The organism is Aquamicrobium lusatiense (assembly GCF_014201615.1).
Classification (GTDB): domain Bacteria; phylum Pseudomonadota; class Alphaproteobacteria; order Rhizobiales; family Rhizobiaceae; genus Mesorhizobium; species Mesorhizobium lusatiense.
Window position 1 is genome coordinate 236,773 of the sequence record NZ_JACHEU010000002.1, and the last position, 14,823, is coordinate 251,595.

A 14,823-nucleotide genomic window follows, 5' to 3' on the forward strand; every position below is an offset into this window, starting at 1 on the left:
CGATGTCCGTCATTCCGTGGAACGCGGCGAAGCCTGTATCCGGAATGACGGCGAACATCAGATCTTTTCCTTCAGATGGTAGCTCTTCGGGCGTGTCAGGTTGTCGTAGCCGATGGCCGACAATGCCGCGCCCTTGCCGGTGTCCTTCACGCCGGTCCACACCAGCGCCGGATCGAGATAGTCGCAGCGGTTCATGAAGACGGTGCCGGTTTCGACCCGGTCGCCGATCGAAATCGCGTGCTCTGTATCGCTGGTCCAGATCGAGGCCGTGAGACCATACGGGCTGTCGTTCATCAGCGCGATGGCCTCTTCGTCATTGCGCACCTTCATGATGCCGACGATAGGGCCAAAGCTCTCTTCGCGCATAACGCTCATCTGGTGATCGACATTGGTGAGCACTTCCGGCCCGATATAGGGCGAACCGGCGACGTCGCCGTCGACCTTCATGTTGATATGCGCAACCGCGCCCTTGCGCAGGGCTTCGGCCTTCTGCTCGCGGATCAGGTCGGCAAAGCGCGCATGCGCCATCGGCCCGAGCGTCGTGGACTGCTCCAGCGGATTGCCCACCACATAATTCTTCGTCTCGGCAATGAAGCCTTCCACGAACTGGTCATAGACCTTCTCGTGCACATAGACGCGCTCGATGCCGCAGCAGCACTGCCCCGAATTGAAGAACGCGCCGTCGACAAGGCTGGCGACCGCATTTTCTATGCTCGCATCCGGCAGCACATAGGCGGGATCCTTGCCGCCGAGCTCGAGGCCGAGCGTCATGAAGGTGCCGGCGGCTGCCTTTTCGATGGCACGCCCTCCCCCCACCGATCCGGTGAAGTTGACATGGTCGATCTTGCCGGAACCGAGCAGCTTCTCGGTCTGGCCGTGGTTGAGCACGACGTTCTGGAACACGCCCTTCGGCAGACCGGCCATCTCGAAGGCTTTGGCGAAGCGCTCGCCCACCAGCAGCGTCTGGGCCGCGTGCTTGAGGATCACCGTCGAGCCGGCCATCAGTGCCGGAACGATGGTGTTGACCGCCGTGAGATAAGGATAGTTCCACGGCGCGATGACCATCACCACGCCCAGCGGCTCCTTCTTCACATAGCGGCGGAAACCGTCCTTCGGATTGGCTGCGGCGACCGGCTTCAGGGCCTGTTCGGCAATTTCGATCATATAGGAAGCGCGCTCGCGCACGCCGCCGAATTCGCCGCCATAGCGAACCGGACGGCCCATCTGCCACGCGATTTCCGGCACGACCTCGTCGGTCATGGAGAAAAGCGCTTCCAGCATGGCGAGCATGTATTTGCCGCGCTCGGCGACTGATACCTGCGCCCAGCCGGACTGGGCAGCGCGGGCGCGCTCGACGGCAGCGTTGAGCGCCTGATCGGTCGCGACCGATCGTTCGGCGTAGACCGAGCCGTCGATCGGAGAGATGAGCTTGACCGTTTCGGTCATGGTTGTCGTCCTTCGTCAGTTGTCCGGGCGGACACACCGCCCCATTTCCTGCAGTTCCGGCTGTTCCGGAAAGAGCCGCTGCCCTGCAGCCGCTCCCTCCGGAATCTGGCTGTGCTCAGTAGCGCTCGAAACCGCGATGCAGTTCCCAGTCGGTGATGCGCCGGTCATACTCCATCTGCTCCCAGCGGGCCGTATGGACATAATGCTCCACCACATCGTCGCCGAAGGCCTGCCGCAGCAGCTTCGACTTGTTCAGGGTCTCGGTCGCGTCGCGCAATGTCTTGGGAATTTCGGGAAGTCTGGAGGCCTGATAGGCGTCGCCCACGAACGGCTTCTGCAGTTCCAGCTTCTCGTCGAGACCGGCAAGGCCGGCGGCGATGAGCGCAGCGAATGCCAGATAGGGATTGAGGTCCGCGCCGCCGATCCGGCATTCCATGCGGATCGCCTTGCTGCCCTCGCCGCACAGGCGGAAGCCGGCGGTGCGGTTGTCTTCCGACCACATGATCTTGGTCGGCGCGAAGGTGCCGGCCTGAAAACGCTTGTAGGAGTTGATGTAGGGCGCGAGGAAATAGGTATACTCGCGTGCGTATTTGATCTGGCCGGCCGACCACTGGCGACCGAGTTCGGACAATGTCCACGGTGCGTTCTTGTCGAAGAACAGCGGCGTCTTGCCGTCGGCGCTCCACACCGAATTGTGGATGTGGCTGGAATTGCCGGCAAGATCGTAATTGTACTTGGCCATGAAGGTCACGGCCTTGCCTTCCTGATGGGCGATCTCCTTGGCCCCGTTCTTCATGAAGACATGGCGGTCGGCCATTTCGAGCGCTTCGGCATAGCGGCCGTTGATTTCCTCCTGGCCTGGCCCCCATTCGCCCTTGGAACACTCGATCGGGATGCCCGCCGCGCTCAGCTCATTGCGCAGCCGCCGCATATACCCCTCTTCCTTGGAGGTGATATCGATCAGATAGTCACCGATATAGGGAGAGGCCGTGTCGAGCTTCTGCCAGTACTTGTCACGGGCAGTCGCATAGGTTTCCGAAAACAGGAAGAATTCCAGCTCGGAGGCGAAATAGGCGATGTAGCCGCGCTCCTCCAACCTCTTGAGCTGGCGGCGCAGAATGCCGCGCGGCGAATGCGGCAGATCCTCGCGGGTATGGTGATCCTGCGCGTCGCAGATCACCAGCGCCGTCTTTTCCAGCCATGGCACGGGGCGGATGGTCGACAGGTCGGGCTTCATGACGAAGTCGCCATAGCCCTTCGACCAGCTTGCCGCCTTGTAGCCGGGCACCGGCTCCATATCGATGTCGTCTGCCATCAGATAGTTGCAGCCATGCGTCTCTTCATAGGCGGAATCGACGAAGAACTGCGCCACGAAGCGCTTGCCGATGAGACGCCCCTGCATGTCGACAGATGCCGTCAGAACGGTATCGATTTCGCCCGAGGCGACTGCGCTCTTCAATTGATCGAACGAAAGTTTTCCGGCCATTCTCTTCTCCGCCGCCCCTGCAGCTGCATGATTGCGAATTCAGTTCAAAATCTGGAAAGAGGTCCGGCCACCGGAGCGGCCGGACCGAAATACATCAGCCGTAGCGATAAGGTGCGCCGGCCTTGCGCATCGTGTCCTGATACTTTTTCAGGATTTCAACGACCTTGGCGTTGCGCTCGCTCTTGGCGGCGATTTCGTCCCAGAACTCCATCGCCATGTCCTCGACGCCCTTCCACTCCTCTTCGGGAATGGTGGTGAGTTCGAGCTTGCCGCCGGTGGTGCGGTAGTGCGCCTCGCCCCACCAGTACCAGTGCTGGCGATAATAGTGCGAGGAATCCATCGCCAGATTGAACAGCGTCTTGAGATGATCGGGCACCGCGTTCCATTTGTCGGTGTTGGCGAAGAACGAGCCTGACCATGCGCCCGAGATGTTGTTGGTGAGATAGTATTTGGTGACATCCGCCCAGCCCACCGTGTAGGTTTCGGTGGCGCCGCACCATGCGATACCGTCGATCTCGCCGGTCTGGAGCGCGACTTCGATGTCTTCCCACGGCAGGGTAACCGGCACCACGCCAAGGCGCGAGATGAACTGGCCGCCGGTCGGGAAGGTGTAGACACGCAGGCCCTTCAGGTCCGCCACCGAGCGGATCGGCTTGGTGGTGGCGAAGTTGCACGGATCCCATGCGCCGGCGCTGAGCCAGGTCACGCCGGGGACCTCGCCATAGGCTTCTTCCCAGATCTCCTTCAGGCCATACCAGTTCCACAGCACCGGAACGTCGAGGCTGTAACGCGAGGCGAATGGGAAGTAGGCGCCGAACACGGCGACATCCACGGGCGACGCCATGGAATCATCGTCGCTCTGGGCGGCGTCGATGGTGCCAGTCTGCACGGCGCGAAACAGTTCGCCCTGCGGCACGAGCTGGTCGGCGGTGTACATCTCGATCACCATCTCGCCATTGGCCGCCTTGTTGAACGCGTCGATGGCCGGCTTGCAGACGTGGTCGGCAAGCGCCGGGCCGGCATAGGTCTGGAGGCGCCACTTGATCGGCGCCTGCGCCTTCACATAGGGGGTGGCAAGTGCCGTGGCGCCCACGGCGCCAGCCCCTGTCAGAACGGATTTGCGCAGGAAATCGCGCTTGCTGATGGTCTTCTTGCTGTCGGTCATGAGTTGCTCCCTCTGTTATGTCGAACCGTCAACGCTTCACTCACTCGGGCGGGCCGGCATGTTTCGCCCCGCCCCACGCCTTCCGGAAACAAGGCGCATATGGCTCATCTCAGCGCTTGCCCATGTAGGTCTCAGGCAACCACATCGCGATGTCCGGGAAGATCATGATAATGATCATCGTCAACACCATCATGAAGAAGAACGGAATGATCGACTTGTAGATGTCGACAATGGTGATTTCCGGCGGCGCCATGGCGCGCATCAGGAACAGATTGTAGCCGAAGGGCGGCACGATATAGGCGATCTGACAGGTGATCGTATAAAGAATGCCGAACCAGATCAGATCGAAACCGAGCGCCTTGACCAGCGGAATGTAGAGCGGCGCGACGATGACCAGCATCGCGGTGTCGTCGAGGAACATGCCAAGGATGATGAAGGAAAACAGCATCATCGACAACACGCCCCACGGGCTCAGCTCCCAGGTGTGAAGCAGCAGGTTCTCGATCGCCTTGATGGCCCCCAGACCGTCGTAGACGGCACTGAAGCACAACGCGCCAAGGATGATCCACAGGAACATCGCCGAGACCGACAGCGTGTTGCGCGTCGTCTCCTCCATCACGCTCTTCGTCAGGCGCCCGGTGAACAGCGCGGCCAGCAGCGCCAGAAGCGCACCGACCATCGAGGTTTCAACCAGACTGGTGGTGCCGGTGAGGAACAGGCCCATGATCGTGGCGAACAGGCCGAAAGGCAGCAGGCCCGCGCGCAGCAGAACCAGCTTCTCGCGCATGGTGATCTGGCTGAGTTCCTCCTTCGAGAGCGCTGGTCCCATCTCGGGCTGCAGGCGGCAGCGTATATAGATGTAGGCGGTGAAGATGATCGCCATCAGGATGAACGGCCCGATGCCGGCAAGCCACAGTTGCAGAACCGGCTGGCGCGCGATCATCGCATAGAGGATGAGCACCACCGAAGGCGGCCCCATGATGCCGAGCGACGAGCCGCCCTGAATGACGCCCGTGATCATCGTCTTGTCGTAGCCGCGGCGCAGCAGTTCCGGCAGCGCCACCGTCGCTCCTATGGCCATGCCCGCCACCGACAGGCCGTTGACCATCGAAATGATGATCATCAGGCCCATGGTGCCAATGGCAAGACCGCCGCGCACAGACCCGAACCAGACATGGAACATGCGGTAGAGATTGGTGGCGATGCCGGATTCCGAGAGCATGTAGCCCATGAAGACGAAGAACGGCACGGTGATCAGCGGATACCAGTTGAGCACCTGGAAAGCCGCATTGAACGGCATTTCGGCCGCGCCATCGCCCCACAGCCACAGTGCCGCACCGGCGCCCACCGCGCCGATGACTCCGAACACGCGCTGCCCCGTCGCCATGAGCAGCAGCATGGACGCGAACATGAAAAGGGTGATCAGTTCCGAACTCATGTCAGCGGCTTCCCACGCGCTTCAGCCACGTTCTTGAAGAAGGTGGAAATGGATTGCAGCAGCATCAGGAAGATGCCGAATGTCATGATCGTCTTGATCGGCCACAGAGGCGGCGCCCAGGCCGTGTAATTCTTCTGGCCGTAGGTGATGGCATATTCCGTGGACGACATGCCCGCACGGAACAGCACCGCCAGATAGAAGATGACGAAAAGAATGGTGAAAGCATCGGTCATCGCACGGCGGCGCGGCGACATCATGCCGTAGAACAGGTCCATGCGCACATGCGCATCGATCTGCAGGGAATAGGCTCCGCCCAGCAGATAATATGCCGACAGCATGAACTGCGACATCTCCATGACCCAGTTGACCGGGTAGCCGAAGACGACGCGCATGACCGTCGAGTAGAGCAGTATCGCGCCCATCGGAAAGATCAGATACATCGCGAAACGACCGACCCGATAGCCGATCGCATCGACCCAGCGAACGTAGAGCCTGATGGGTTCAGGCATTGACGCCTCCCTTGTCTCCCCCAGTGTTGCCGCCGACATGGATGTTGGCGAGCAGCGAGCCGAGCAGTTCCGCCCATTTGCGCTGGCCGGCCGCGTCGGCGATCTCGTCATTGCGGATTTCGATCATCGCGCAGGCAAGCCCACGCGCGCGGGCGTGATGCTCCAGCGTGAAATAAACCAGATCAGCGGGTGAATAGGGCTCATTCGCCCCCACCCTGATGCCGGCCACGGAATTCAGCGCGCGCAGCAATGGCGCTGAAATGCGCTCGTCCTCATCGTGGATGATTCCGATGTGCCAGGGCCGCTTTTCTCCGAAATAGACCGGCGTGTAGGAATGGACGGATACCAGCCGCGTCTCGCGTCCCGCGGCCAGCCGCTCCTCGATGGTGGCGGCGATCGTGTTGTGAAACGGCCTCCACGCAAGATCGACGCGCGCCTGCCTTTGATCGGGCGTCAGGCCGGCATTGCCGGGTATGGTCGTGGTTTCGCTGGTTGCCGGGATCAGATTGTGCGCATCGAGCGGGCGGTTGCAGTCGATCACCAGACGCGACATGCAGGTTTCGATCAGCGTGGCATCGAGCGCATTCGCCATCACGGTCGCGACCGCCAAAGCGCCGGGGTCCCAGGCTATGTGACGCTGAAAATCATCCTGCGACAGGCCAAGCGTTCCGATTTCGGCCGGCATGTAGTTGGATGCATGGTCGCAGGTGAACACATAAGGGCTTTGCCCTCCCGGATTCGTAACCCTGACAGCCTGCTCTGATGAACGCTCGTTCCCCATAGCTCTCCGTTCCCCAGGCGACGTATCATATGTTACTTATTGTTTTTCATTTCGCCTTGACGGATGATTTCATACACATTGCTCAGCTTTGTCAAATCCGTTTTATCGGGCTCTGGCCCAATCGCTTCCAAATGGGGATATCATGAACTCCAGCATCGCCGAGCTTATCACGGAGCGCATCGATGACATGCCGGCCGGCGAACGGCGGGCAGCACAGACGCTGATCGCCAACTATCCGCTGCTGGGTCTGAAGACGGTGGCGGACTTCTCGCAGCAGGCCGGAGTGTCGTCCCCCACCATCCTGCGCTTCGTCGCCCGGCTGGGGTTTCACAACTACGCCGAGTTTCAGGCCACGCTTCAGGACGAGCTTGCCGCGCAGCTGCAATCGCCCGCCTCGCGCACCTATGCGCCGAGCAGCCGCGGCAAGGGCGCGGTCTCGCCGATGCTGGAGGCAACCCTCGACAATCTGCGTGAGACATTCCGTCATATTTCCGACCGCCAGCTTGAGGATATCGCCGCCTGTCTGGCGGAAAAGCGCGGGCATCTGTTTTTGATTGGCGGCCGCTTTACCGATCCGCTGGCCCGTTACACGGCTGCCCATCTGGCCATCATCCGCCCGAACGTCTTTCATCTGGCGGGGCAGGAAAGCATGTGGCGCGACCGGCTCATCGACATGGGCAAGCAGGATATCGTGCTGATCTTCGACATCCGCCGCTATCAGGACAGCCTGCTGCGTTTCGCCGAAAAAGCGCACCAGCGCGGCGTTGCCATCGTGCTCGTCACCGATCAGTGGCTGTCGCCCATATCGCGCTTCGCCAAATATGTGGTGGCAGGCCGCACCGCCATGCCTTCGGCCTGGGATTCCTCGGCTTCGCTTTTCGTCATAGCGGAATCGCTGATCGACGCCGTCACAAGACGCCTTGAAACGGAAGGCGCCAGACGTATCCGCGAGATGGAAGGCCTGCGCTGAAACGCATCTTCTGCAAGGGGTTGAGCAACCTTACGCAGATTTAATGTGCTTTGACACCGGAGAATTGTCATAAAGGTTGGGTACCGGGCACGATGTGCATTTCGTGGTACCCTGCGCTTGAATTCCACGCTCGGAATGCGGCGCGCAGTTTGGCAGACGACCGGAGTTTCGATGGCAGCCTGGAAGCAGATCCTGTTCTCAATAGCGATTCTCGCTGCAATCGCAGTTGGGGGCTATATGTTCATGCCTGCCTCGACCGACACTCTGGCCCGTCTCGGCATCGGCACGGCAGAAAACCCTGCCACCCGCACCGGCTCCATCGCGACCGGCGAACAGGGTGAAGGCCCGCGCAGCGTTTCGGTCGTCGCGGCCACCGCCACCACCGCGACAATCAACGACAGGCTCAACGCCATCGGCACCGGCCGCGCCAAAGCCACGGTGGCCGTGACACCCTATGGCTCCGGCCGCCTGACTGAACTTCTGGTCGTCTCGGGCTCGCGCGTGGAAGCCGGACAGGTCATTGCCAGACTGGATTCCGCCACCGAGGAAATCGCCGTCGAGCGCGCGAAAGTCGTTCACGAGGATGCCGTTGCCAAGGTTGCGCGCATCCGTCAGCTCCGTTCGTCCAACGCCGCCACGCAGGTTCAGCTCACGGATGCAGAACTTGCGCTGCGCAACGCCGAACTGAGCCTGCACGACGCTGAAGTGGCGCTGGACCGCCGCTCCGTCACGTCGCCCATTTCCGGCGTCGTCGGCATTCTGCCGATCGAGGCCGGCAACTATGTCACCAGCCAGACGTCGATCGCCACCATCGACGACCGCTCCTCGATTCTTGTCGATTTTCACGTCCCTGAACGTTTCGCATCGATGATCGAGATCGGCGCTCCGATCAGGGCGACGCCGCTTGCCAATCCCGACCGGGAATATGCGGGCACGGTCAGCGCCATCGACAATCGCATTGACGAGAAAAGCCGCACGCTCTGGGTGCAGGCAACGATCGCCAATCCCTCGGATTCTTTGCGTGCCGGCATGTCGTTCCAGATCAACATGTCGTTCCCCGGCGAATCCTACCCGGCGGTCAGCCCGCTTGCCGTGCAGTGGGGCTCGGAAGGCGCATTCATCTGGACCGTGGATGACGGCAAGGCAAAGCGCGTGCCCGTGCGCATCGTTCAGCGCAATACCGAAAATGTGCTGATCGACGCACCGATCGCTGCTGGCACTGTCGTCGTTATCGAAGGCGTGCAGAGCGTGCGTGATGGCGGCGGCGTGCGCATCGCTGGCGACACGGCCCGAAGCGTGGATGCGGACGGCTGAAGGCCGTCCCCGGAAATAACGAGACCATGCCATGAATGACGAGATCAAGAGTGGCCAGAACGGCCTGACGGCGCTTTTCATCCGCCGCCCGGTTCTGGCCTTCGTGCTCAACGTGCTGATTGCAGTGGCCGGCGTCGCCGCCTTCTACGGCGTCGAGGTGCGTGAGTTGCCGGACGTCGACCGCGCCGTCATTTCCGTGAACACCAACTTCACCGGCGCGGCGGCCGAAACGGTCGACCGCGAGATGACCGACGTCATCGAAAGCGCGGTTGCCCGCGTCTCCGGCGTGAAGTCCATCTCGTCGCGCTCGTCCTATGGGTCGAGCCGCGTCACCATCGAGTTCAATGACGGCGTCGATCTCAACGTCGCCGCCTCCGACGTGCGTGACGCCGTCTCGCGCGTCACCAACCAGCTGCCCGACGAGGCCGACGCGCCGCGCATCGTGAAGGCCGACGCCAATGCCGAAGCGGTCATGCGTCTGGCCGTCACCTCCGACTCGATGACCGTCGAGGACATGACCGTCATCGTCGAGGACCAGATCGAGGACACGCTGGCCGCCGTGCCGGGCGTGGCAGACGTCCAGATCAACGGCGATCGCGAGAAGATCTTCCGCATCGACGTCAACCAGGCAAGGCTCGCGAGCCTTGGCTTCACCGTGGCGGACCTGCGCGCGGCGCTGGCCTCCGTCGCCTTCGACAAGCCGGCAGGATCGATCTCCACCTCCGACCAGAATCTGGTCGTGCGCACCAGCGCCGAAGTAAACACGCCCGAAGCTTTCGAGCAGATCTACATCGACGGCAACACCCGCATCGGCGATGTGGCGACCGTGACGCTCGGCCCCGATATCGGCCAGAGCATGCTGCGCTCGGACGGCAAGACCGGCATCGGCATCGGCATCGTGCGCGCCGCCGAATCCAACACGCTTGAAATTTCCAATGGCGTGAGGGCCGCGGTCGAAAACATCCAGCAGAACCTGCCGGAAGGCATGACCATCAAGATCACCTCGGATGATGCCGTCTTCGTCAACGGCGCGGTTCACGAGGTCGAGATCGCGCTGGCGCTGGCGGTGTCGATCGTGCTCATCGTCATCTACGCCTTCCTGCTCGACTGGCGCGCCACCCTCATTCCGGGCCTGTCCATGCCGGTGGCCATGATTGGCACCATCGCCGCCATCTATCTGGCCGGCTTCTCCATCAACATCCTCACCTTGCTGGCGCTGGTTCTCGCCACCGGCCTCGTCGTCGACGACGCCATCGTGGTGCTGGAAAACATCGTGCGCCGGCGCAATCAGGGGTTAGGCCCCCGCGCCGCCGCCGTACTTGGCACGCAGGAAGTGTTCTTCGCCGTGGTGGCAACCACGGCAACCCTCATCGCCGTCTTCGTGCCGATCTCCTTCATGCCGGGCCAGACGGGCGGCCTGTTCCGCGAATTCGGCTTCGTGCTGGCGATCTCCGTCCTGCTCTCGGGCGTGGTGGCGCTGACTCTGTGCCCGATGCTGGCGTCGCGCATGCTGACCTCGGCGTCATTGCACCATGAGGGCGGAACCGGCATCGGAAGCCGTATTGGCGCGAAGCTCGGCAGCCTCTACAAGCGCTGCCTGAACGCCTGCCTCAACGCCCCATGGCTGGTGGTGCTGGTGGCGGTTCTGTTTGCCGGCCTCGCGGTCATCCTGTTCGGAACGATCCGTCAGGAACTGACGCCGAGCGAAGACCGCTCCATGGTGCTGCTGCGGGTCAGCGCCCCTCAGGGCGTCAGCCTCGACTATACGGCCGCGCAGATGCGCACCATCGAGCAACTGATCGAACCCATGCGCATGACGGGCGAGATCGAAAGCACGTTCCAGTATGCCGGCAACAGCGGCAACTACAACAGCGGCTTCATGGTGATCACGCTCGCGCCCTGGGACAAGCGCAGCCGCAGCCAGCAGGAAATCTGGTCGCAGATCAATGCCCTGACGCGCCAGATGCCGGCCATACGCGTCTTCCCCATCCAGCCCAACAGCCTCGGCATCCGCGGCGCGGGCAACGGCCTGCAGTTCGCCCTCGTCGGCAATGACCGCGCCACGCTCAGCGCCATCGCCGACAACATCATCGCCACCATGGAGCAGGATCCGCGCTTCGAGAAGCCGCGCCTGTCCATCGACCCGTCGCAGCCGCAGCTCTCGGTCGCCATCGACCGCGAGCGGGCATCCGACCTCGGCATCGACATCAACGGGCTGGCCAATACGCTGCAGGCCATGCTCGACGGCAACGAGATCGGCGACGTCTTCATCGGCGACCGCGCGTTCGGCGTCAAACTCGTCTCGACCACCAATCCTGTCAACGACCCGACCGACCTGGAGAACCTGTTCCTCAGGACGGGCGACGGCCGCTTCGTGCCGATGTCGACCATCGCCACGCTGACCGAGAAGGCAGTGCCGCCGACCCTGACGCGCGAGCAGCGGCAGGCCTCGGTGGCCATTACCACCGACCTGCGCGCCGATTTCGCGCTTGGCGACGCCTATGTCGAAGCGCAGCGCATCGCCGAACCGCTGATACCGGCCGGGGTGCGGATCCTGCCACTGGCCGAAGCCGCGACGCTTGGCGAAACCAATGCGGGCATGATCACCGTGTTCGGCTTCGCGCTGGTCATCATCCTTCTGGTGCTGGCCGCACAGTTCGAAAGCTTCGTATCGGCCATCATCATCATGGCCACGGTGCCGCTTGGCCTGGCCTGCGCCATCGTCGCGCTGGTGCTCACCGGCACCAGCCTCAACGCCTACAGCCAGATCGGACTGGTGCTGTTGGTCGGCGTCATGGCCAAGAACGGCATCCTCATCGTGGAGTTCGCCAACCAGTTGCGCGACCGTGGCGCCAATGTGCGTCAGGCGATCGAAGAGGCGGCCAACGTGCGCCTGCGCCCGGTGCTCATGACCATGATCTGCACCGTGCTTGGCGGCCTGCCGCTGGTGCTGGCCAGCGGCGCCGGCGCCGAGGCACGCATCGCGCTCGGCTGGGTCATCGTCGGCGGCCTCGGCCTTGCCACCGTCTCCACCCTCTTCCTCACGCCGGTCGCCTATCTGCTGCTCGGCCGCTTCGTCACGCCGAAGGTCGAGGAACAGAACCGCCTGCGCCGCGAGCTTGAAGAAGCCGCCTACACCAATGTAGAGCCCGCGGAATAGCAAACCTTCAGGTGAAGCGAACACCGGAAGGGTGACAGGGCGGGCACGGCCCTGTATTGCTCCTGCCCGAACCAAGGTCATATGCGGGCATCAGGAGAAGCGGCAGCCATGCAACCGATCACGCTCGATGAGCTTCTGGCAAGCGTCGGAACGGAAGTGGGCGTCTCGCCGTGGCGCACCGTAACCCAGACCATGATCAATCAGTTCGCCGACGCGACAGACGATCACCAGTTCATCCATTGCGATCCTGAACGCGCCGCACAGGAAACCCCCTTCGGCGGCACCATCGCCCATGGCTTCCTGCTTCTTTCGCTGCTCTCGGCCATGACCTTCGAGACATTGCCGCCGCTGGAGAAAGGCAAGATGGGCGTCAATCAGGGCTTCGACGAAGTTCGCTTCATGGCGCCGGTCAAGACCGGATCGCGCATCCGCGCCCGCTTCGTGCTGGCGGATGTCAAGGCCCGCCCGTCCGGCTGGGTGCAGGTGATGCACGATGTGACCGTTGAGATCGAGGGATCGAAGAAGCCCGCCTTCACCGCACGCTGGCTCACGCTCACCTTCGCCGAACCGCAAGCCTGACGCTGCGGCACGGCTTGCCCCCACTCATATCAGGGATATAGTCGCTCCTGTGGAGGACACTCGCAAAACAAAGACCGTGTCGCCCACCGTTCAGGAACGGCGCGAACGACACAGAGAAACGCTTCGATCAGACCTGATCGAGGCGGCGCGCCAGCTTGTGCAGGAAGAAGGCTATGATGGCCTCACCATCCGCAAGCTCGCCAGGCGCGTCGGCTATGCGCCGATGTCCGTCTATTCCTATTTCGCCGACAAGCAGGATATTTTGCTGGCACTGGCGGAAGACCGCTTCGCCATCCTTGCGCGACGCATCGAGGAAAACACATCCGACGATCCGGTCGAGGCGCTGCGCGCGGTGATGACCGAATACGCAGCCTTCGGCCTCGGCAATCCGAACGAATACCGCATCGTCTTCATGACCGAGAAGACCAGACCTCCCGAGGGCATGACCTTCGAGGAAATGGAGGCCAACAACCCCGCCATGCTGGCGCTTCTGACCCGTGTCGAAGCCTGCATCGCGGCCGGAAAGCTGAAAGGCGATTCCTTCGCCATCGCCACCATGCTGTGGAGCATAGCCCACGGCACCATCTCCCTGATGATCACCTTCCCCTTCCACGAGTTCGGCGATCGCGACGCTTTCCTGAAGCAGATGTGCGATTTCGCGCTCGGTGCTCTTGAGGGTCAGGACATCAAGCCGCTGAGTGACAATCCCGGATCGATGTGCCGGGCGCGGCTCGCTCCCCCCGCCTAATCCGCCGATCTTCAAATCGGCAAGAAAAAGCGCAGCTCTTTCTTCTGGTCATGCCAGAGGGCTCGTCAGCCGATGGGCCCGATCCGGCAAGCGCGTTTGCAGCACAAGAACAGCGGGCATTACGACGAAGGCACCCCGCCACTCCACCGTGCTTCGTCAGACGATGACGTCTGACTGCACAATGCTCTGACGCATCTCGCCCGAAAGTGAGAACAGTTTGGAGCGGTATGAGTGAAAACAGGGACTTAAGGCGTCCGGAGCGAATCTGAAAAATCGCGACACGCTCTGATATTTCCCTTCCTCTTCCGCCCGACTGTTTCCCCGGCTCTGCGTCATCATCCTGAGGCGGGGGGTGCAGGCGCTCAGGCCAAGGGCATCAGGTCTCTGCGTTTGAACACTATCCTGCCCCGGATTGCATCACGCTGGGTGAAGCGCAGATGAACGCACGGATGATCCGCGGCTGCCTGCCAAAGCTGCAGGAACGTTGCCTCGCACCAATTTCCGTACATGTACAATTTCTTCTTGATTTACGTTTTCATTAATTATACACGTACGTCATAAAATACACGTACGATCGGAGAAGGAAATGAAAACCGTCCTCATCGCGCTTTCCGCCCTGCTCGCCTTGTCCGGCGTCAGCATGGCTGCTTCCACCACGACACAGGCAAAGGCCACGACCGAGTGCGTCGCGGTCAGCCCCACCACTGGCAAGAAAGTGAAGATCGACTGCGCCAAAACCGCGTCGATCAACAACGCCACCAGCGAAGGCAAGACCTCCGGCCCTCGTCTCGGAATCGGCGTAAACCCGTTCGTGCCTGGTCTCTGAGTACGCACGACACGGAAAGGGCGGCATCCTTCCCCCGGATAGCCGCCCTTTTTTTATTTTTGCCTACACATCGCCGGTAACTCTTCCAGCCGACGGAGAAAATGTCGCCTTAGCGTCCCGGCTTTCGACCTGTGACCGTCTTGGCCTGCCCGGGTTTCTTGGGCCCGCCGGGAATGGCGGAAGACGTGACCGAAACGGGGTCGCTGGCCGGAAAAGTGTCTTCGAGACCTTCCTCCAGCTCTTCGGTCTGATCCTGCACCTGCCGCTCATGCTCCAGCGACTTCACGGCAGACGTCTTGCTGCGTGTCTTGTTATCGGTTTTCACGTTGCTTGCCATTCCAGTTTCTCCCGGCCAGTTTCTCCCGGACCTGTCCTAAAGCAGGGGACCATACAGAAACTCG

General features: G+C 61.8%; 13 protein-coding genes. 6 read left to right on the forward strand and 7 right to left on the reverse strand.

Annotation, left to right across the window (positions count from 1 at the left end; all coding sequences use genetic code 11):
* Positions 1–57: 57 nt before the first annotated feature.
* The 6 genes from HNR59_RS15150 to HNR59_RS15175 all read right to left on the reverse strand — a co-directional run bounded on the left by HNR59_RS15150 (position 58) and on the right by HNR59_RS15175 (position 6,825).
* Positions 58–1,446, reverse strand: coding sequence for an aldehyde dehydrogenase family protein (locus HNR59_RS15150; protein WP_183831858.1), 1,389 nt, complete (start codon positions 1,444–1,446; stop codon positions 58–60).
* Between the two features lie 115 nt (positions 1,447–1,561).
* Positions 1,562–2,932, reverse strand: coding sequence for a glutamine synthetase family protein (locus HNR59_RS15155; RefSeq protein WP_183831859.1), 1,371 nt, complete (start codon positions 2,930–2,932; stop codon positions 1,562–1,564).
* Between the two features lie 94 nt (positions 2,933–3,026).
* The gene (locus HNR59_RS15160) at positions 3,027–4,097 is read right to left on the reverse strand and encodes a TRAP transporter substrate-binding protein (RefSeq protein ID WP_183831860.1); all 1,071 of its coding nucleotides are present in this window, start codon (positions 4,095–4,097) and stop codon (positions 3,027–3,029) included.
* 109 nt (positions 4,098–4,206) lie between these two features.
* Positions 4,207–5,535, reverse strand: a complete 1,329-nt coding sequence (locus tag HNR59_RS15165; protein ID WP_183831861.1) for a TRAP transporter large permease — start codon at positions 5,533–5,535, stop codon at positions 4,207–4,209.
* On the reverse strand, positions 5,532–6,044 hold the full coding sequence (locus HNR59_RS15170) for a TRAP transporter small permease subunit (protein WP_183831862.1): 513 nt from the start codon (positions 6,042–6,044) through the stop codon (positions 5,532–5,534). The genes HNR59_RS15165 and HNR59_RS15170 overlap by 4 nt, the downstream gene beginning before the upstream one ends.
* Positions 6,037–6,825, reverse strand: a complete 789-nt coding sequence (locus HNR59_RS15175; RefSeq protein WP_183831863.1) for an N-formylglutamate amidohydrolase — start codon at positions 6,823–6,825, stop codon at positions 6,037–6,039. Before HNR59_RS15175 ends, HNR59_RS15170 begins: the two co-directional genes overlap by 8 nt.
* Before the next feature lie 142 nt (positions 6,826–6,967).
* Between HNR59_RS15175 and HNR59_RS15180 the strand changes: the two genes are divergently transcribed.
* The 6 genes from HNR59_RS15180 (at position 6,968) to HNR59_RS15205 (ending at position 14,422) form a co-directional block, all read left to right on the forward strand.
* Positions 6,968–7,795, forward strand: coding sequence for a MurR/RpiR family transcriptional regulator (locus tag HNR59_RS15180; RefSeq protein WP_183831864.1), 828 nt, complete (start codon positions 6,968–6,970; stop codon positions 7,793–7,795).
* A gap of 171 nt (positions 7,796–7,966) precedes the next feature.
* Positions 7,967–9,109 (forward strand): efflux RND transporter periplasmic adaptor subunit, encoded by a 1,143-nt coding sequence (locus HNR59_RS15185; RefSeq protein WP_183831865.1) that lies wholly within the window; start codon positions 7,967–7,969, stop codon positions 9,107–9,109.
* Between the two features lie 31 nt (positions 9,110–9,140).
* Positions 9,141–12,269 carry an efflux RND transporter permease subunit gene (locus tag HNR59_RS15190; RefSeq protein ID WP_183831866.1) on the forward strand — a complete coding sequence of 1,043 codons (3,129 nt, stop codon included), beginning with the start codon at positions 9,141–9,143 and terminating at the stop codon, positions 12,267–12,269.
* A gap of 108 nt (positions 12,270–12,377) precedes the next feature.
* Positions 12,378–12,848, forward strand: a complete 471-nt coding sequence (locus tag HNR59_RS15195) for a MaoC family dehydratase (RefSeq protein ID WP_183831867.1) — start codon at positions 12,378–12,380, stop codon at positions 12,846–12,848.
* Between the two features lie 76 nt (positions 12,849–12,924).
* Positions 12,925–13,596, forward strand: a complete 672-nt coding sequence (locus tag HNR59_RS15200; protein WP_183831868.1) for a WHG domain-containing protein — start codon at positions 12,925–12,927, stop codon at positions 13,594–13,596.
* Positions 13,597–14,182: 586 nt separating this feature from the next.
* Complete coding sequence (locus tag HNR59_RS15205) at positions 14,183–14,422, forward strand: DUF680 domain-containing protein (protein WP_183831869.1); 240 nt, start codon at positions 14,183–14,185, stop codon at positions 14,420–14,422.
* A 109-nt stretch (positions 14,423–14,531) separates the two neighbouring features.
* Here HNR59_RS15205 and HNR59_RS15210 read toward each other — a convergent pair whose 3' ends face one another.
* Entirely contained in the window at positions 14,532–14,759 is a 228-nt protein-coding gene (locus HNR59_RS15210; RefSeq protein ID WP_183831870.1) for a hypothetical protein, read from the reverse strand.
* Positions 14,760–14,823 lie beyond the last annotated feature (64 nt).

Excerpts from the sequence above, each read along its gene's own strand:
- HNR59_RS15170 (WP_183831862.1), bottom strand. The coding sequence starts at position 6,044 with ATGCCTGAACCCATCAGGCTCTACGTTCGCTGGGTCGATGCGATCGGC.
- HNR59_RS15185 (WP_183831865.1), top strand. The coding sequence starts at position 7,967 with ATGGCAGCCTGGAAGCAGATCCTGTTCTCAATAGCGATTCTCGCTGCA.
- HNR59_RS15195 (WP_183831867.1), top strand. The coding sequence starts at position 12,378 with ATGCAACCGATCACGCTCGATGAGCTTCTGGCAAGCGTCGGAACGGAA.
- HNR59_RS15150 (WP_183831858.1), bottom strand. The coding sequence starts at position 1,446 with ATGACCGAAACGGTCAAGCTCATCTCTCCGATCGACGGCTCGGTCTAC.
- HNR59_RS15165 (WP_183831861.1), bottom strand. The coding sequence starts at position 5,535 with ATGAGTTCGGAACTGATCACCCTTTTCATGTTCGCGTCCATGCTGCTG.
- HNR59_RS15160 (WP_183831860.1), bottom strand. The coding sequence starts at position 4,097 with ATGACCGACAGCAAGAAGACCATCAGCAAGCGCGATTTCCTGCGCAAA.
- HNR59_RS15210 (WP_183831870.1), bottom strand. The coding sequence starts at position 14,759 with ATGGCAAGCAACGTGAAAACCGATAACAAGACACGCAGCAAGACGTCT.
- HNR59_RS15155 (WP_183831859.1), bottom strand. The coding sequence starts at position 2,932 with ATGGCCGGAAAACTTTCGTTCGATCAATTGAAGAGCGCAGTCGCCTCG.
- HNR59_RS15190 (WP_183831866.1), top strand. The coding sequence starts at position 9,141 with ATGAATGACGAGATCAAGAGTGGCCAGAACGGCCTGACGGCGCTTTTC.
- HNR59_RS15205 (WP_183831869.1), top strand. The coding sequence starts at position 14,183 with ATGAAAACCGTCCTCATCGCGCTTTCCGCCCTGCTCGCCTTGTCCGGC.
- HNR59_RS15180 (WP_183831864.1), top strand. The coding sequence starts at position 6,968 with ATGAACTCCAGCATCGCCGAGCTTATCACGGAGCGCATCGATGACATG.
- HNR59_RS15175 (WP_183831863.1), bottom strand. The coding sequence starts at position 6,825 with ATGGGGAACGAGCGTTCATCAGAGCAGGCTGTCAGGGTTACGAATCCG.